Source organism: Pseudodesulfovibrio aespoeensis Aspo-2 (assembly GCF_000176915.2).
Lineage (GTDB): Bacteria > Desulfobacterota > Desulfovibrionia > Desulfovibrionales > Desulfovibrionaceae > Pseudodesulfovibrio > Pseudodesulfovibrio aespoeensis.
The window spans coordinates 2,520,882-2,538,080 of sequence record NC_014844.1 but is presented as its reverse complement, the minus strand read 5'-3'; the positions used below and the strand labels follow the sequence as shown (position 1 = coordinate 2,538,080).

Sequence of the window (17,199 nt, the reverse complement as noted above, 5' to 3'; positions counted from 1 at the left end):
GGTGCCTTTATTTTCAAGGACGCCATTGATGCCCAATCTGCTTCTGCTTTCCATGCTTGCCGCCTTTCCCGCCCTGTCCACGGACATGTACCTGCCGGCCCTGCCCACCTTGCAGGCGTTGTGGGGCATCTCGGTGGTCGAGGCCAACATGTCGCTGGTGGTCTTCTTCCTGGCCTTCAGCCTTTTCCTGCTCGTGCACGGCCCCCTCTCGGACCGGTTTGGCCGCCGCCCGGTGCTGCTGGGTGGCATCACGCTCTTCATCGTGGGCTGCGGCCTGTGCGCCGTGGCCAACTCCATCACCATGCTCATCGTGGCCCGGGTGGTCCAGGCCGCCGGGGCCGCGGCGGCGTCGGCCTTGGCGCTGGCTCTGTCCAAGGATCTGTACGAGGGGCCGATGCGTCAGAAAATCCTGGGCTATATCGGGGTCATCCTGGCCGTGTGCCCCATGCTCGCGCCCTTTCTGGGCGGGCTGATGCTCCAGGTGGCGTCCTGGCGGTGGATATTCGCCTGCCAGGCGGTGCTGGCCCTGGTGGTGCTCTACGGCGCGGTGCGCCTCAAGGAGCCGCTGACAGAGTTCACCTCCGGTGGAGTCCTGGCCGTCATGGGCCGCTACCGCAAGGTGCTTGGCAATGGCCGTTTCATGGCCATGACCCTGGCCTTTTCGGTCATGATCCTGCCCCATTTCGCCTTCATCGGCGGCTCGCCCGACATCTATATCACCGGATTCGGCGTGTCCGAGCATGTGTTCGGCTACTATTTCGGCGTCAACGCCCTGGGGATCATGCTCGGCTCCTTCACCTGCACCCGGCTCGTGGTCTCTTTCAGCTCGGTGCGCATCCTGTTCGTCTCGCTCTTCGGCGTGCTTGCCGCCGGGCTGACCCTGGCCATCACGGGCGCGTCCACGCCCATGACCATGGCCGCGCTCATGTTCTGCATCACCTTCTTCATCGGCGTGTCCCGGCCCATCAGCAACAACATGTGCCTGGAGCAGGTGACCACCGATATCGGCGCGGCCTCGTCCATCCTCACCTTCACCATCTTTTCTATCGGAGCCGGTTCCATGGCCCTGATCGGCCTCGACTGGCCCTCCAAGCCCGCCTTCATCGGCCAGCTCGCCGTCATCGGCACCCTCATCCCCCTGATCCTGCTCTGGGTCATGCTCCGCTTCTTTGGCCGTCGCCCGGAGCAGGCAGAGTAACGCGGAGTATGCAGGGGGAAGGTGAATGGGCATTGAATACACTGACCAAGGGACGCATGCATGAGCAAGAGCACCCTGCTGAAGCTCCTTCCCCTCTTGGCCTTGGCTGCGTGATCGCCCTCAGCCCAGTCCCAGCAGCTCGACCAGAAACTGGCGGGCGCGCGTCTCCGACCAGTAGGTGCCGCTCTGTCCGACAAAGCCCACGTGGCCGCCGAAGCGGGGCATTTCGAGCAGCAGGGACGGGTTGCGCCGGGCCTGGGCCACCGGCAGGCAGCGGCTGGTCAGGAAGGGGTCGTTGCGGGCGTTGACCAGCAGGGCGGGCACGCGGACGCCGTCGAGGACGCGGGCGCAGCTCGACCGGGCGTAGTAGTCCTCGGCATCGGCAAAGCCGTTGACAGGCGCGGTGTAGCGGTCGTCAAAGGCGCGTAGCGAGTCGATGCCCTTGAGCCGTGACGCGTCGTAGATGTCGGGGAATTCCCTGGCCTTGGCGCGCACCTTGGCCCGCAGGCCACGCATGAAATACTCCAGATAGATGCCCAGCGCGGCCCGGCTGATGACCCGCTCGGCAGACGAGAGATCGCACGGCACCGAGAAAATGGCGGCCCCTTTCACCTGGGGCGGCACCCGGTCGGGTTCCTCGCCCAGATATTTGAGGATCTGGTTGCCGCCCATGCTGAAGCCGATGAGGACCACCTCGTCGTATGCGCCGGTCCCAAGGCAGTGGGTGATGACCGTGTGCAGGTCGCCTGTCTCGCCCGAGTGATAGAGCCGGGGCAGGCGGTTGGGTTCAAGACCGCACCCGCGCTGGGTCCAGCAGGCCGCGTCCAGGCCGAGGGCCGTGACCATGGCCGCCATGCCAAGGACGTATTTTTTCCGCGAGTTCCCCTCCAGCCCGTGGCTGATGATCGCCAGCCTGCGCGTGGTCCCGATGCGGCTGCGGTGCACGTCCATGTCGAGAAAATCCCCGTCCGGCGTGTCCATGCGTGTGGGCCGGGGCGAGCAGGCCGGGGCGCGACGCAGCAGCGGCGGGTAGAGCGTGGCCAGGTTGCCGCTGCAAAAGGGGAACGGGGGGCGGTAGTCGGGCGTGGGCAGAACAGGCATGTGAGAGAGGTACGTCCGAACCGGCCTGTTGTCAAAATCCCAGTGGCCGGGCAGAGTGGCGGGGACAGGGGCGGCAGGGGCCGCCCCCCAAGCCCTGGCGAATCCGTTGCAAATTTAGGAGACCGCGTGCCGCTTTTCGATGCCGTTGATCTGGAGAATTACGCCGGGGTCATGCTCTGGGCCCTGGGCAAGACCCGGACCCTGCCCCTCAAGCATGGCGACGTGGTGCTCATCCGCTACGATATTCCGGGGCTGGCCCTGGCCGAGGCCGTGTACTCGCGGCTCATGGACGCCCATCTCATGCCCGTGCCCGTGGCCCTGCCCACGCCCGCCATGGAGATGGAGCGCTACCTCAATTCCAGCTTCGGCCAGCTCGTCTTTCAGCAGCCGGGCGTGGCCGAGCTTTATTCCCAGGCCGCCGGGGTCATCAACATCCTGGCCCCCGAAGACCTGACCCACCTCCAGACCGTGGACCCGCGCACCATTGCCGAGGCGCGCAAGGCGGACGGCCCCAATCGGCGCATCCTGGAGCGGCGCAGGCTCGCGGGCACGCTCGGCTGGACCACCTGCCTGTATCCCACCCAGGCCCTGGCCGAGGCATCGGGCATGACCCTTGAGGGATACGCCCACGCCGTGCTGCGCGCCTGCTGGCTGAACATGCCCGACCCGGTGCGCGAGTGGCGGCGGCTGGAGCGCGAGGTGGGCGAGGTCCGCGACTGGCTCGATTCGCTGGGCATCGCCCGGCTGCATGTGGAGTCTGAGGACGTGGACCTGACCGTGCCCATGGGCGAGAACCGCCGCTTTGTGGGCGTGAGCGGGGCCAACATCCCTGGCTATGAGATTTATTTTGCGCCTGATGCGCGCGGCGTGTCCGGCACCTACTATGCGGACCAGCCCACCTTGCGCTACGGCCATCTGGTCATGGGCGCGGTCCTGGAATTCACCGACGGCGTGGCCGCCAGGGTGGAGGCCGGGCGCGGCCAGGTCTTCCTGCAAAATCAGATGCATTCGGATTCCGGCGCGCGCCGGGTGGGCGAGTTTTCCCTGACCGACAAGCGGTTCTCCCGCGTGGACCGGTTCATGGCCCACACCCTGCTCGACGAGAACTGTGGCGGCGCCACCGGCAACTGCCACCTCGCCCTGGGCGGCTCAGTCCTCGAAAGCTTCTCCGGCCCGCCCGAACTGCTCACCCCGGAGCTGGCCGCGTCCCTTGGTTTCAACGCCTCCGACATGCACTGGGACTTGGTCAACACCCAGCCCAAACGGGTCACGGCCATCCTGAGGACCGGCGAGCCGAAGCTGATCTACGAGGGCGGGGAGTTCCGGGTCTGAACCGACCTATTCTTGTAGTGTATCCACAAGCTCCTGCGCCTGTCGGGTATACACGTGGTCCGGTCCGAAAACCTTCGAGAAAGTGATCAAAGCCGCCTGGGCCAATGGTTTCGCCTTGGCGGGATTATTTTGGGCCGCATGGAAATCCGCCAGATTGTACTGTGTCATGGCTACGTCGTGATGATTCTTGCCGAAGGCGCGCTCACTGATGTCCAGAGCTCTTCGGTAGAGGGCTTCTGCCTCGTCGAACCGCTGTTGTGTTTCATAGAGGCCAGCGATGTTGTTGCAGGTGGACGCCAACTCATGATGGTCCTTGCCGAAGACGCACTCTTTAATTGATAAGGCTTGCTGGTACAGTTCCTCGGCTTCGCCGAACCGTTGTTGCTTATCATAGAGGAGCGCGAGGTTGTTGCATGTGGTTGCCACCGTATGATGGTCCTTGCCCAAGATGCGCTCTTGGATATCAAGGGCTCTTCGGTAAAGCCTCTCCGCCTTCTTGAACCACCGTTGTCGATAATAGAGTCTAGCGAGATTGTTGCAGGTAGCCGCCACCTCATGATGGTTCTTGCCGAAGACGCACTCTTGAATTGTTAAGGCCTGCCGGTACAGTTCCTCAGCTTCGCCGAACCGTTGTTGTTCATCATAGAGGAGCGCGAGGTTGTTGCATGTGGCTGCCACCGTATGATGGTCCTTGCCCAAGGTGCGCTCTAGGATGTCCAGGGCTCTTCGGTAGAGCTCCTCAGCTTCTATGAAACACTGTTGCCGATAATAGAGTCCAGCGAGATTGTTGCAGGTAGCCGCCACCTCATGATGCCTCTTACCGAAGACGCGCTCTCTGATTTTTAAGGCTTGCCGGTACAGTTCCTTGGCTTCGTCGAACCGTTGTTGCATATCGTAGAGGAGGGCGAGGTTGTTGCATGTAGTCGCCACTTCATGGTGGTTTTTGCCGAAGACGCGCCTCTGGATATCCAGAGCACTTAGGTAGAGCTTCTCGGCCTTCTGGAATTGCTGTAGTTGAAGATAGAGTGAGGCGATGTTGTTACAAGTGGCTGCAACTTCATGATGTTCCTTGCCGAAGGCGTGTTTTTTAATATCCAAGGCTTGCAGGTAGAGTCCTTCGGCCTCTCCGAACCTTTGTTGCTTGTCATAGAGCAGAGCGAGGTTGTTGCATGTGGTCGCCACCACATGATGTTCTTTACCGAAGACGCACTCCTGGATATCCAGGGCCCTTCTATATAGTTCTTCGGCCTCCTTGAATCGTTGTTGTGTATAATATAGAGCGGCGAGGTTGTTGCAAGTAGTCGCCACCTCGTGATGCTGCTTGCCAAAAATGCGCTCTCCGATATTTATTGATCTTTGGTAGAGCTCCTCGGCCTCGTCGAACCGCTGTTGTGTTTCATAGAGGTTAGCAAGGTTATTGGATGCACCGGCAATCATCGCTTCGTCAAGTGGCGTCAGGGTTTCGCTGTAGCGCAGGCATCGTTCCCATTGGTCGTGGGCTTGATCGAAAAGCCCGGCCATGCGGAAGGCTTTGCCTGCCTCGTGGCGATACGCCATGGATTGGTGGGTGTCCGCAGCGGCGACTCGCTCTGAGGCTTTTAGATAGTAGCCCGCTGCCTTGGCAAAGGCGAAGCGGAGGTTTTCCAGTGCCGCCAGTTCGGCGAGGGTTTCTCCGGCTTCCAGGGCGGCGGTGTCCGCCTTTTTAAGCTGGAGGGCCATTGCTTCCAGGAGAAGCTCCTCGGCCCTGTCAAGTTGGCCTTCTATCAAGGCTTCCCTGGCCTCGTGCTTGGTCTGTGCAATAGCGGTGTCGGCGGTCTCGAAACGCTCCAGACGGGCTTCCAATTTCTTGAACCGCTCCGCGATGCAGCGGAGTTCATGGTCATAGTCGGAAAGAGGGATGTTTTGTTTTTCAAAGATACCAAGGAAAGTGATCAGCGCGTTTTTCGTGACGCCCAGTTCCTGAGCGAGCGCAGCGTATTGTTCAGGCGCAATGCCGTGATGGATGGTGGTCGACTGGTCCACTATGTGTGCTGAGCCGGTATTGACCGGGCCAGAGGGGTTGGTGATGGTGGTGACTGATTTGTCCACCGTGGCGTGATTCCCGATGGCGGAATCGGTTGCCCCCTTCGCCGTGATTCGGTCCCTCGCCGTGACTGTCCCTGGGGTGTTTCTGCGGAAAAGGTGTTTTGCCATGCCGCCAAGCAATAGAATTCCTGTCCCAGAAAAAATCCACTCTTTGTTTTCTGCGACCCAAGTGTAGGTAATTTCGAAATATTCCGTCATCGTGTTGTCTCTATTGCGAGTTTGAAAAACTGTAGAGGCAAACCACTGGCGGGTCAACATTTGTTGCCGCTTTCCATTGACACCTTCCCATCGGTGCTTATTTCCACCCCAAGCCCCGCCCTGGCGAGGCTTTTTCACGATAATCCCAGCGCGAGGAATCTGACCGACATGGTGAAGAAAACAAGATCCGATGGGCCCATCAGCGGGCTGTACGACGAGGCGGGCAAGCTCTTTGGCGGCCCGGAAGCGGTCGCGGGCGCACAGGCCGACCGGGCGGGCGACGAGGCCCAGGCCGAGGTCTCCCTGAGCCAGGACGAGCTTGAGGCGTTGTGCCGCGCGTCGGTCTGTCCCGGCTGCGACGTGCACAGGGCGGCCGAGGAGATCAGGCTCCGGGCCCTGGCCGATGCCGAGAACCTCAAGAAGCGGCTGCTGCGCGAGACCGAGGAGATGAAGAAGTACGCGGGCGAGTCCATCCTGGCCGACCTGCTGCCCGTGCTCGACAATCTCGACCTCGCCCTGGCCCACACCGGCAACCTCGACGGCGCGTGCAAGAATTTCGTCATCGGCGTGGACATGACGCGCAAGATATTTGCCGACGCGGTCAAGGGCCACGGGCTGGTGCAGATCGATGCGGCGCGCGGCGGGGAGTTCAACCCCGAGATCCACGAGGCCGTGGGCACCGTGGAGGATGGCGAGCTGGACGACAACCGCATCGTGCAGGTGGTGCAGAGGGGCTACACCCTCAAGGGACGCCTGCTGCGCCCGGCCAAGGTCATGGTCAACAAGCGCTAGCACAGGTCGTTGAAATAGTCGGAACGCGCAGGCTGTTCAAAAATGGTGAGATGCTAGGCGCGAAAAAAGTTCAAGGCCGAAGCGTACTTCCTGTACGAGAGGGTTTGAACTTTTTGAAGCAACGACGCAGATCGCCGTTTTTCAACAGCCTGACAGGGCGGAATCTTGCGGTCCGCCCCTTTACAACCAGGACCGCATGCTTATTGAAACCAGTACGAATCTTTCAGCAATCAAATTCACAGTGCAATATTTGAGGAGGCTATACATATGGGCAAGATCATAGGGATCGACCTTGGCACCACCAACTCCTGTGTCTACGTGATGGAGGGCAAAGACCCCAAATGCATCACCAACCCCGAGGGCGGGCGCACCATGCCTTCTGTCGTGGCATTCACGGACAAGGAGCGGCTGGTGGGCGACATCGCCAAACGCCAGTCGGTCACCAACCCGGAGAAAACCGTTTTCGCCATCAAGCGGCTCATGGGCCGCAAGGCTGACGCTCCCGAAGTCAAGAAGTGGCAGAAGCACTGCCCCTACCGCATCGTGGCTGGCAACGCCAACGACGCCTGGGTGGAGATCGGCGACAAGAAATACAGCCCGCCCGAAGTCTCGGCCATGATCCTTCAGAAACTGAAAAAGGACGCCGAGAGCTATCTGGGCGAGACGGTCACCGAGGCGGTCATCACCGTGCCCGCCTACTTCAACGACTCCCAGCGTCAGGCCACCAAGGACGCGGGCAAGATCGCGGGCCTTGAGGTCAAGCGCATCATCAACGAGCCCACCGCGGCCTCCCTGGCCTACGGGTTTGACAAGAAGGCCAACGAGAAGATCGCGGTCTTTGACCTGGGCGGCGGCACGTTCGACATTTCCATCCTCGAGGTGGGCGACAACGTGGTCGAGGTGCGCGCCACCAACGGCGACACCTTCCTCGGCGGCGAGGATTTCGACCACCGCATCATCGAATATCTGGTGGACGAGTTCAAGAAAGAGAACGGCATCGACCTGTCCAAGGACCGCATGGCCCTGCAACGCCTCAAGGAGGCTGCGGAAAAGGCCAAGCACGAGCTGTCCAGCTCCGTGGAGTCCGAGGTCAACCTGCCCTTTATCACCGCCGACCAGAACGGCCCCAAGCACATGATGGTCAAGATCAGCCGCGGCAAGCTCGAAAAGCTGGTCGAGGATCTGGTGGAGCGCACGGTGGAGCCGTGCCGCAAGGCCCTCAAGGACGCCGGGCTCTCCGCCTCTGACATCGACGAGGTCATCCTTGTGGGCGGCATGACCCGCATGCCCCTGGTGCAGGAAAAGGTGAAGAGCTTCTTTGGCCGCGAGCCCAACCGCTCGGTCAACCCGGACGAGGTCGTGGCCATGGGCGCGGCTATCCAGGGCGGCATCCTGGCCGGTGACGTCAAGGACGTGCTGCTGCTGGACGTGACCCCGCTGTCGCTGGGCATCGAGACCATGGGCGGCGTGATGACCAAGCTCATCGAGCGCAACACCACCATTCCGACCAAGAAGTCCCAGGTCTTCACCACTGCGGCGGACAACCAGCCGTCGGTGTCCATCCGGGTCTTCCAGGGCGAGCGCCCCATGTCGGCGGACAACAAGCTGCTGGGCAATTTCGAGCTGTCGGGCATTCCCCCGGCGCCGCGCGGCGTGCCGCAGGTCGAGGTCTCCTTTGACATCGACGCCAACGGCATCGTCCACGTCAACGCCAAGGACATGGGCACGGGTCGCGAACAGTCCATCCAGATCACCGCGTCTTCGGGCCTGTCCGACGACGAGATCAACCAGATGGTCAAGGACGCCGAGGCCCATGCTGACGACGACAAGAAGAAGCAGGCGCTCATCGAGGCCCGCAACCATGCGGACACCCTGGTCTACACCTCCGAGAAGTCCCTGCGCGACCTGGGCGACAAGGTGGACGCCACCCTCAAGGCGGACATCGAGGTCAAGATAGAGACCTTGAAGGGCGTGCTGGCCTCCGACGATGTGGACGATATCAAGGCCAAGACCGACGAACTGGCCCAGTCCTCGCACAAGCTGGCCGAGCAGCTCTACGCCAAGCAGTCGTCCGGCCAGCCCGGCCCCGACGCCGCCGGAGCCGCCGGAGCAGCCGGAGGCGGAGGCGCTGCCTCGGCCAAGGGCGACGACGACGTGGTCGACGCCGACTACACCGAGGTCAAGTAATCCAACTTGCCTTGAGAGGCATAGCGAAGTATAGCATTACCCGGCCCGCCTGAAGCGGGCCGGGTTTTTGTTTGCCCGCTTCCCGCTGCCGGGACACAACGCACCATGTGCACAATGAAAAGACACACCGCCATGCCATCCATTCTGAGGACCATTGCCCTCCTTGCCCTTGTGGCTTTTTTCGCCTTGGGTTGCGCTCCGAGACAGAGCATCAAGAGCGCTGACCTGCTGGCCACGCCCAATCTGGTCGTCGAGGCCGAGACTGCCTGGAAGGCCAGGAACTACCCGGCTGCCGAGCTGTATTACGCCGCCCTGCTGGAGCGGCCCGACCTCGATAAGGCCATGCTGCCGACCGTCTACGATCGGCTGGCCGATTCGGCCTTTCGCAACGGCCATTATCATCAGGCGCGGGTGGCCCTGGAAAGCTGGGCCAACATGGACGCAAAAGCCGTTGAGCTTTCGTCCTGGGAGCTTACCTATCTCGATACCATGGCCGCCCTGAACCGGGGCGAGCGGCTCCAGAACCATCTCAAGTGGCTGCTCTCGGCGCGCGCGCTCCCCTGGGCCACGCGCAGCGACGCTGGCCTGTGGTACGGCGAGTACTCCCGCAGCCGGGGCGAGTTCGAGCGCTCATTGGAGACCCTGGCGGCCTTCTATGCCCAGGCGCCGACCAACGCCGACCGGGTCGTCATGGAAACGGCCTACCGCGCGACCCTAAAGGCCCTGGACGACAAGCGGGTCATGGAGTTGTCGCAGGCCATTCCCGCCGAGAACCAGTGGCTCTTCCCCTACGTGCTCGTCGGGTTCGAGCAGGGCGTGCGCAAGGCGACCGACAAGGAGTCGTGGTCCACTGTCTGGCGGGCCATGCGCAATCTGGCCGCGCGCGGGCAGATCGTTGACCGCGCGCCCATGGACCGCGTCCTGGCCACCCTTGAGGCCCGCTACGGCCTGCCGCGCGTGGGGCTGGCCCTGGCCCTGCCGCTGACCGGCCCCTACGGCAAGGTGGGCGTCAAGATCCTGCGTGGTGCCGGGCTGGCCCAGTGGCGTCTGGCCCAGGAGGCGGTGGATGTGGACCTGCGCGTCATCAACACCGAGGTGCCGGGCTGGGAAAAGCGGCTGGCCGAGCTGCCGGCCCAGTATTCCGTGGTCGGCGGGCCGCTGCGTGTCCAGGCGTTCAAACAGCTTTACGAAGGGATCGCGCCGGGCCAGCGGGTGCTCGACAACCGGGCGGTCTTCACCTTCCTCTCCTCCCTGGGAGACATGGAGGAGGGACGGGAAGCGTGGCGGTTCTTCTCCAGCCACAACGACGAGGTGCGCAGCCTGACCAGTCTCGCGGTCAACGACCTAGGCATCAGGGATCTGGCCGTGTTCTATCCCGAGGAGGGGTTTGGCCGGTCCATGGCCGAGACCTTCTACCGCGAGGCCGCGCCCCTTGGCGGGCGCATTCGCGGCATGCAGTCCTACCCGCCCAGAGACCTCAAGCAGTGGAGCAAGCGGGTGGGCGCGCTGCTCAAGGTGCCCGCCAATTTCAGCGAGAACAAGGACGTGCCGCTGCCCATGCCCGATTTTGGCGCGGTCTTTCTGCCCGACGGGTGGAACCAGGCCCAGACCCTGCTGCCCAACTTCTTCTTCTACGAAGGCGACCAGCTCCTGTTCCTGGGGCCGAGCCTGTGGAGCCGCGCTCTGGACAACGCCCAGATAGCGGACGAGCACTATTACCGGCTGGCCGTGTGCCCCGGCCCGTGGTGGGAGGGGAGCGAGGGCGGGCGCGCCCTGCAGGGCGCATTGACCGAGGAGGGACTCGGAAATGCCGACTTCTGGGTGGCCCTGGGCTACGATTTCCTGCGCTTCGCCGGTCGGTTGGGAGCCCTGCCCGCCGGGTGGGACGCGGACGATGTCAACGCCCGCATCGCCTCGGCCAGCCGCATCGATTTCAGCATGGCCCCCATCAGCTGGGATTCTCAAGGCGTGGCCTCCCAGGAACAGTATCTTTTCAGCCCTGTCCGCAACGGCAAGCGGCTGATCAATGCGGCCTCGCTGGCCGACAGCATCGCCAAGGCCAAGGCCCGGCGCGACAAGCGTCTGGGTGCGTACGAAAAGCGACAGGAAGAGGGCAAAACCCGCTAGAATAGCCGGGTTTTGGGCCGTGCCCGGCCAACTCGGCGCAGTCGCGCCCCAGGCCGCATCCTCACGACCCTGAGCAAGACAAGGAGCATCATCAATGAAGATCAGCCCGGAACAGGTGGCCAAGGTCGCGCGTCTGGCACGCCTTGACCTGCCGCAGGACAAGCTGGAGCTGTTTGCCGGACAGCTGGGCGACATCCTGGGCCACATGGACAAGCTCGGAGAGCTGGACACAGCCAGCGTCGAGCCCATGTACAGCCCGGTGGAGCACACCACGGTGCTGCGGGCCGACGAGGCGCGCAAGGAGCATGGCCGGGACGAGGTGCTGGCCAATGCGCCCGGGCACGACGGCCAGTTCTTCATCGTCCCCAGGATCGTCTAATCATCGCACACCCAGGATTGAATCATGTCTGAACTGCATACCGAGACACTGTCCCGGCTGGCCGGGCTGCTGCAAGGCGGCGAGATCACCGTGGCCCAGGCCGTGACCGCCTGCCTGGACCGCATCGAGGCCACGGAGCCGTCTGTCCGCGCGCTGATCACGGTCATGGTCGACGAGGCCAGGAGCGAGGCCGAGGCCATGGACGCCCTGGGGCCGGACCCGTCCAAGCCCCTGTGGGGCGTGCCCGTGGTCCTCAAGGACCTGCTGACCACGCGGGGCGTCAGGACCACCTGCGGCTCGAAGATTCTTGAAGATTTCGTCCCCTTTTACGACGCCACGACCGTCACCCGGCTGCGCGAGGCCGGGGCCGTGATCATCGGCAAGGCCAACATGGACGAGTTCGCCATGGGCTCGTCCACCGAGAATTCCGCCTATTTCCAGACCGCCAACCCGTGGGACACGGCGCGCGTGCCGGGCGGCTCGTCCGGCGGCTCGGGCGCGTCGGTGGCCGCGGGCCAGTGCTTTGCCGCGCTGGGCACAGACACGGGCGGCTCCATCCGGCTGCCCGCCTCGTTCTGCGGCATCGTGGGGGTCAAGCCTACCTATGGCCGCGTTTCGCGCTACGGGCTGATCGCCTATGGCTCGTCCCTGGACCAGATCGGCCCCATGACCCGCTCTGTGGAGGATGCGGCCCGCGTCCTTCAGGTTATCGCCGGACACGATCCCAGGGATTCCACCTCGGTGGATACCCCCGTGCCCGATTATCTGGCCGGGCTGGGCCGCGACTCCCTTGCGGGCGTGACCATCGGCCTGCCGCGCGAATACTGGGGCGAGGGCATCGACGCCGAGGTGGCCGGGGCGTGCCGCGCCGCCGTGGCCAGGGCCGAGGCGCTGGGGGCCAAAACAGTTCCCCTTTCCCTGTCGCTGACCGACTACGCCATCGCCACCTACTACATCATCGCCATGGCCGAGGCCTCGTCCAACCTGTCGCGCTTCGACGGGGTGCGCTTCGGCCACCGCAGCCAGAAAGCCGAGGAGCTCATCGACATGTACACCGCCAGCCGCACCGAAGGGTTCGGCGACGAGGTGCAGCGGCGCATCATCATGGGCACCTATGTGCTCTCGTCCGGCTACTACGACGCCTACTACAACAAGGCCGCCAAGGTCCGCCGCCTGCTGCGCCAGGACTTCGACGCGGCCCTCAGCCAGTGCGACCTCATCGCCGGGCCGGTCTGCCCGACCACGGCCTTCAAGGCCGGGGCCAAGGCCGACCCGCTCCAGATGTACCTCATGGACATATTCACCATTTCCCTGAACCTGGCCGGACTGCCCGGCATGAGCCTGCCCGTGGGCCTTGGCGCCGATTCAGGCATGCCGGTGGGCCTCCAGCTCATGGGCCGCCCCTTTGAGGAAGCGGCCATGCTCTCCGTGGCCGACTGCCTGGAGCGGCACCTGGACCCCATGCCGCTGCCGACGCTGTAGCCCGCTCCGCTTGATCGACAGTATGAGAGCCGGTCGCCGAACATTCTCGGCGACCGGCTCTTTTTCTTGTGTGCGCGGCGCGGGCTACTTCATGTCGTAGCTGACCGGGCCGTCCTTGTAGTTGGTGGTGTCGAGCCAGTCCGAGGGGTAGCCGATGGCCAGGACCGGGCCGCCGGGGATGTTGATGTAGCCGTCGGAGTACTTGGCGAACAGGGTGAAGGTCAGGTTGCGCCACCTGTCGAGCACCCGGCTCGCGGTGTTGAAGCCGAACTCGGTGATCAGGCGCAGCGACTCCTCGTCGGTCTTGCCTGCCACGGCCTCGTCCATGGCCAGGAAGTCCTGCATGGCCGCGTCTTCAAGCTCGCGTTGCACGGGCTTGATGTCCACCTCGGTCATGCGCTGGAAGTTGAGGCGCGACCAGTTGCCCAGCAGATCGAAATGCCACCAGGCCGAGGCGGGGTCGAACTGCTGGGACGAGCCTGTCTGATAGGGGCGCGGCAGTTGGGCCGCCCTGGCGAAGAAGGGCGTGAAGCAGGTGGTGTAGGACACGTCCGGGCCGAACCAGACCACGCCCTTGGTGTATTCCGGGGCCTTGGGCCGGGTCTGGCAGACGTAGGTGTAGCCCTGGTAGAAGACCGAGATGGACCGCTCCCACGCGCCGTAGAACTTCTTGTCCGCGTCCACGTTGTTCTGGTTGCCGTCATAGGGGCCGACAAAGCGGTGCGGATCGCCGTAGGGACCGGCAGCCGCGCCCTTGGTCAGGTCGAACTGGGTGCCCTCGTAGTGGTCGCGGTAGATGCTGAAGATCTTGGCCACGTCAATGCCGCTGCTCGGCTTGATGGAGAAGGGATAGTCCGTGGTGTAGGTGTCCTTGACCCAGGGGGAGAGGCCCAGGTCCGGGTTGACCCGGTCCATGGCCCGCCAGACGCGGCGCAGGGAGTAGTAGGGGTGGTTGTACTCGCCGGGGCTGATGGCGCGCAGCCAGTCCACCGGGCCCTGGGTCTTCTCGTCCCACCACTTGAGCTTTTTCAGGCCGGGATGCAGGAGCTTGGAATAGCGGAAGTTTTCCGGGTCGTCCCGGATCACCTCGCGGATGCGGAAGGTGTTGGCGGCCACGAAGAACTCGCCGTCCGGCACCCGTTTGGCCACCCAGGCCGAGTGGTAGGTGGTGTCGGGCAGGGCGCACATCTCAAAGACCCAACCCTCGTTCTCGTCAGCCACCAGCAAGGTCTCGCCCGTGTCGTAGACGCCGTACTTGTCCACCAATCCGCCCATGAGGGTGACCGCCTCGCGGGCCGTGGCGCAGTTTTCCAGGGCGATGCGCGACAGCTCGGAGCTGTAGAAGAGGCGCTGCGGCTGGCCAGCCCCTGCCTTGGAGTTGGCCTTGGGCTCGTAGTTGGCCGCGTTGGTGCACTCGCCCATCATCAGGTTCTTTTCGTTCATGATCCCGTAGTTGCCGTCGAAATAGGCGAAGGAGGTCTTCTGCTCCCGGCCCAGGATCTTCCAGATCTCGGCGTAGGGCACGGTGCCCACCGGCTCGGTGGGAGGATAGCCCCTGGTGTCGTAGGCCGGGCCGCGGTCATTGGTGACGATGCGCGGATAGGCATAGGCTTCGGGGTATATTTTGCGGCTGCCGGTCTGCTCCTTGGCAGGCACGAAGATCAGCCGCTGGTCGCCCAGTTCGTCGTCGTCCGAGTGGGTGACCATCATGGAGCCGTCGGCGCTGGCTCCGGGCGTGATGATCATGGTGGTGCAGGCCAGGGCCTGGGGCGCGGCCAACATGGTGGTCAGCAGGGCGACCAGCAGAAAGTGGCGCAACGGTTTCATATGGGAACTCCTTGTCTGATATGGGTGAGCATGCCCATGCTTCTAGCACACAGTATGGTCTTTCGTCCTCTGTCAAAGTTGGCCTGTGCATCTAGCGGTGCAAGCCGGAGGCGTCTTGCCTTTTCCTGCCCCATGCATCTGCGGCCCTGATCGTTTCCGCCACCGTCTCCGGCGAGATCCCGCCGGGTTCGTTGTGGATGCTCTCCCCCGGAGCGCACGCCTTCTCGGCCACCTGGAGCAGTTCCTGGTCCGAGACCTCCTCAAGGCCCAGATCGGCCAGGGTGGTGGGCAGGCCCACGGACTCGCAGAATCCGTAGGTCTGCTCCATGAGCGAGGGGTGCGCGTCGGTCAGGAACAGGGAGACGAGGGTTCCAAAGGCCACTTTTTCGCCATGATGGAACTCGGCGGTCCGGGGCAGGGCGGTCAGTCCGTTGTGGATGGAATGGGCAGCGGCCAGCCCGGCACTCTCAAAGCCAAGCCCGCTCAGGAGGGTGTTGGCCTCCACCACCCGCTCCAGGGCCGGGGTGACCGCTCTGGCCGAGCAGGAGGCCAGCGCCGCCGGGCCGTAGTCGAACAGGGTGTCCCGGCACAGCCGGGCCAGGGCATAGGCCGTCATGGACCCGACCGCGCCCGCGATGTTCGGGGCGCGCTTGATGCGGCACGACTCGGCCTCGAACCAGGTGGCCAGGGCGTCGCCCATGCCCGCCGCCAGGAAGCGGGGCGACGCCTGGGCGATGACCCCGGTGTCCACGATGACCGAGTCCGGGTTGCGCGGCAGGATGTCGGCGCGCTTGAACACGCCGTCATTGGTGTAGACCACGCAGACCGAACTGCACGGGGCGTCTGTGGAGGCAATGGTCGGGACCATGATCGAGGGCGCTGCGGCCAGATGGGCCACGGCCTTGGCCGCGTCCAGGGTCTTGCCGCCGCCCATGCCCAGTACCAGATCGCAGCCTGCTTCGCGGCACAGCTTGAGGAGCCGCTGAATCTCCTCGTCCGAGCATTCCCGCCCAAAAGGTTCGACCACGGCCCGGCATGCGTCGGTGACGCCAGGGAGGACCGCGGGCAGCAGGTGCTTGAGAGGATGGGGGGAGGCGATGACAAAGACGTTGCCGCCAAGCCGGGCGCATTCGCCGCCCAGCTTGGACAGGGCGTCCCTTCCCTGGATGTACCGGCCCGGAAACAAGGTGATGCTTGTCATTTTTTGTCCTTTTGGGTCGAGATTCCGCCCGTTTCCCAAAGCGGGCTGCCGACGCAGGGCATCCCGAAGGGGGGCTTTGACTGGGATAGCCTATCCGCGCGGTGATTGCGAGAGTCTTTCCCGTCCGGGGGAGGGTGTTTTTAAAGGCTTGCAAACCGCGCGCGGTTCCTTAGGATGTGTGCGGTCGGCGCGGGATGTTCCCCATGCGCCCGGATTCAACCCATGGACACAGCATGAAGACAGCCGTAGCCGTGAGCGGGGGCATGGACAGCCTGCTCGCCCTGGCCCTGATGCGGGCGGGCGGGCATGAGGTGCTGGCCGTGCATGGCCGGTTCCTGCCGTCCGGCCCGGATTCGGACAAGGCGATTGCCGGGCTGGCCGAGGCGTGCGCCCGGCTCGGCGTGCCGTTGCATGTGGCGGATCTGCGCCGCGAGTTCGAGCGCGAGGTGGTCGCGCCTTTTGCCGATGCCTACCGTCAGGGGCGTACGCCCAATCCGTGCGCGGTCTGCAACCCGCGCATGAAGTTCGGCGCGCTCTTCCGGTTTGCGCTCTCCCTGGGCGCGGACGCCTTGGCCACCGGCCACTACGCGCGCCTTGAGGAGCGCGGCCCGTCCGGTCTTCTGCTCACGCGCGGGGGCGATCCAGACAAGGACCAGAGCTATTTTCTTTCCCTGGTGCCCATCGAGACCCTGCGCCGGGCCCATTTTCCTCTGGGCGACATCTGCAAGCGGGACGTGCCGGAGACCCTGGCCGGTCTCGGCCTGACGCCGCCCCTGCCGGGCGAGAGCCAGGAGATATGCTTCGTGCCGGGCGACGACTACCAGACGTTCCTGACCCGGCGCGGGAACATGCCCGGCACCGGTCCCATCCGGCTTGAGGACGGCACGGTGATCGGCAGGCACAAGGGGTTGTGGCGGCACACCCAGGGCCAGCGGCGCGGCCTTGGCATCGCCTGGACCGAGCCGCTCTATGTTCTGGACAAGCGCGTGGCCGACAACACCCTGATCGTGGGGCCCAAACCCTCGCTCCACGCTCCTGGCTGCGTGGCCTGGCAGGTCAACTTCATGACCGACCCGGCTGGCTGGCCCGAGGTGGTCATGCTCCAGACCCGCTATCGCCAGCGGGCGCGGCCTGCCCGGTTCGCCGTGGACGGCTCCAGGCTGGTCTTCCATTTCATCGAGGAGCACACCCGCCCGGCCCCCGGTCAGGTGGCGGCGGTGTACGACGAGGCAGGGGCGGTCCTGGGCGGCGGGGTCATCGAGCATGCCCTGGAGCGCCCTTGAATGGGAG

General features: G+C 64.1%; 12 protein-coding genes. 8 read left to right on the top strand and 4 right to left on the bottom strand.

Features of this window, described 5'->3' with window-relative positions; genetic code table 11:
- Positions 1 to 28 precede the first annotated feature (28 nt).
- Complete coding sequence (locus DAES_RS11765; protein WP_013515248.1) at positions 29 to 1,198, top strand: multidrug effflux MFS transporter; 1,170 nt, start codon at positions 29 to 31, stop codon at positions 1,196 to 1,198.
- A 120-nt stretch (positions 1,199 to 1,318) separates the two neighbouring features.
- Here DAES_RS11765 and DAES_RS11760 read toward each other — a convergent pair whose 3' ends face one another.
- Positions 1,319 to 2,299, bottom strand: coding sequence for a YheT family hydrolase (locus tag DAES_RS11760; RefSeq protein ID WP_013515247.1), 981 nt, complete (start codon positions 2,297 to 2,299; stop codon positions 1,319 to 1,321).
- Between the two features lie 126 nt (positions 2,300 to 2,425).
- Here DAES_RS11760 and DAES_RS11755 point away from each other — a divergent pair, with 126 nt between their 5' ends.
- Positions 2,426 to 3,631, top strand: coding sequence for an aminopeptidase (locus DAES_RS11755; RefSeq protein ID WP_013515246.1), 1,206 nt, complete (start codon positions 2,426 to 2,428; stop codon positions 3,629 to 3,631).
- Positions 3,632 to 3,637: 6 nt separating this feature from the next.
- On the opposite strand, the gene DAES_RS16975 is transcribed toward DAES_RS11755, so the two are convergent.
- Positions 3,638 to 6,052: a tetratricopeptide repeat protein gene (locus DAES_RS16975; RefSeq protein WP_157864853.1), complete on the bottom strand. Its 2,415-nt coding sequence runs from the start codon at positions 6,050 to 6,052 to the stop codon at positions 3,638 to 3,640.
- A gap of 30 nt (positions 6,053 to 6,082) precedes the next feature.
- Here DAES_RS16975 and DAES_RS11745 point away from each other — a divergent pair, with 30 nt between their 5' ends.
- The 5 genes from DAES_RS11745 to gatA all read left to right on the top strand — a co-directional run bounded on the left by DAES_RS11745 (position 6,083) and on the right by gatA (position 12,881).
- Positions 6,083 to 6,706, top strand: coding sequence for a nucleotide exchange factor GrpE (locus DAES_RS11745; RefSeq protein WP_013515244.1), 624 nt, complete (start codon positions 6,083 to 6,085; stop codon positions 6,704 to 6,706).
- A 267-nt stretch (positions 6,707 to 6,973) separates the two neighbouring features.
- Entirely contained in the window at positions 6,974 to 8,893 is a 1,920-nt protein-coding gene (gene dnaK, locus DAES_RS11740) for a molecular chaperone DnaK (RefSeq protein WP_013515243.1), read from the top strand.
- Between the two features lie 132 nt (positions 8,894 to 9,025).
- Positions 9,026 to 11,020, top strand: coding sequence for a hypothetical protein (locus DAES_RS11735; protein WP_236608408.1), 1,995 nt, complete (start codon positions 9,026 to 9,028; stop codon positions 11,018 to 11,020).
- A 94-nt stretch (positions 11,021 to 11,114) separates the two neighbouring features.
- Positions 11,115 to 11,399, top strand: a complete 285-nt coding sequence (gene gatC / locus DAES_RS11730; RefSeq protein WP_013515241.1) for an Asp-tRNA(Asn)/Glu-tRNA(Gln) amidotransferase subunit GatC — start codon at positions 11,115 to 11,117, stop codon at positions 11,397 to 11,399.
- A gap of 24 nt (positions 11,400 to 11,423) precedes the next feature.
- A complete protein-coding gene (gatA, locus tag DAES_RS11725) occupies positions 11,424 to 12,881 on the top strand; it encodes an Asp-tRNA(Asn)/Glu-tRNA(Gln) amidotransferase subunit GatA (RefSeq protein ID WP_013515240.1) in 1,458 nt (485 codons plus the stop codon).
- Positions 12,882 to 12,965: 84 nt separating this feature from the next.
- Here the strand turns inward: gatA and DAES_RS11720 are convergent, their stop codons facing one another.
- Together DAES_RS11720 and DAES_RS11715 are read right to left on the bottom strand one after the other, a co-directional pair.
- Complete coding sequence (locus tag DAES_RS11720; RefSeq protein WP_013515239.1) at positions 12,966 to 14,708, bottom strand: dipeptidase; 1,743 nt, start codon at positions 14,706 to 14,708, stop codon at positions 12,966 to 12,968.
- 91 nt (positions 14,709 to 14,799) lie between these two features.
- A complete protein-coding gene (locus DAES_RS11715; protein WP_013515238.1) occupies positions 14,800 to 15,909 on the bottom strand; it encodes a glycerol dehydrogenase in 1,110 nt (369 codons plus the stop codon).
- 233 nt (positions 15,910 to 16,142) lie between these two features.
- On the opposite strand from DAES_RS11715, the gene mnmA reads away from it, so the two are divergent.
- Positions 16,143 to 17,192: a tRNA 2-thiouridine(34) synthase MnmA gene (gene mnmA / locus DAES_RS11710; RefSeq protein WP_013515237.1), complete on the top strand. Its 1,050-nt coding sequence runs from the start codon at positions 16,143 to 16,145 to the stop codon at positions 17,190 to 17,192.
- Positions 17,193 to 17,199 lie beyond the last annotated feature (7 nt).

Excerpts from the sequence above, each read along its gene's own strand:
- DAES_RS11765 (WP_013515248.1), top strand. The coding sequence starts at position 29 with ATGCCCAATCTGCTTCTGCTTTCCATGCTTGCCGCCTTTCCCGCCCTG.
- DAES_RS11760 (WP_013515247.1), bottom strand. The coding sequence starts at position 2,299 with ATGCCTGTTCTGCCCACGCCCGACTACCGCCCCCCGTTCCCCTTTTGC.
- DAES_RS11745 (WP_013515244.1), top strand. The coding sequence starts at position 6,083 with ATGGTGAAGAAAACAAGATCCGATGGGCCCATCAGCGGGCTGTACGAC.
- dnaK (WP_013515243.1), top strand. The coding sequence starts at position 6,974 with ATGGGCAAGATCATAGGGATCGACCTTGGCACCACCAACTCCTGTGTC.
- DAES_RS11735 (WP_236608408.1), top strand. The coding sequence starts at position 9,026 with ATGCCATCCATTCTGAGGACCATTGCCCTCCTTGCCCTTGTGGCTTTT.
- gatC (WP_013515241.1), top strand. The coding sequence starts at position 11,115 with ATGAAGATCAGCCCGGAACAGGTGGCCAAGGTCGCGCGTCTGGCACGC.
- gatA (WP_013515240.1), top strand. The coding sequence starts at position 11,424 with ATGTCTGAACTGCATACCGAGACACTGTCCCGGCTGGCCGGGCTGCTG.
- DAES_RS11720 (WP_013515239.1), bottom strand. The coding sequence starts at position 14,708 with ATGAAACCGTTGCGCCACTTTCTGCTGGTCGCCCTGCTGACCACCATG.
- DAES_RS11715 (WP_013515238.1), bottom strand. The coding sequence starts at position 15,909 with ATGACAAGCATCACCTTGTTTCCGGGCCGGTACATCCAGGGAAGGGAC.
- mnmA (WP_013515237.1), top strand. The coding sequence starts at position 16,143 with ATGAAGACAGCCGTAGCCGTGAGCGGGGGCATGGACAGCCTGCTCGCC.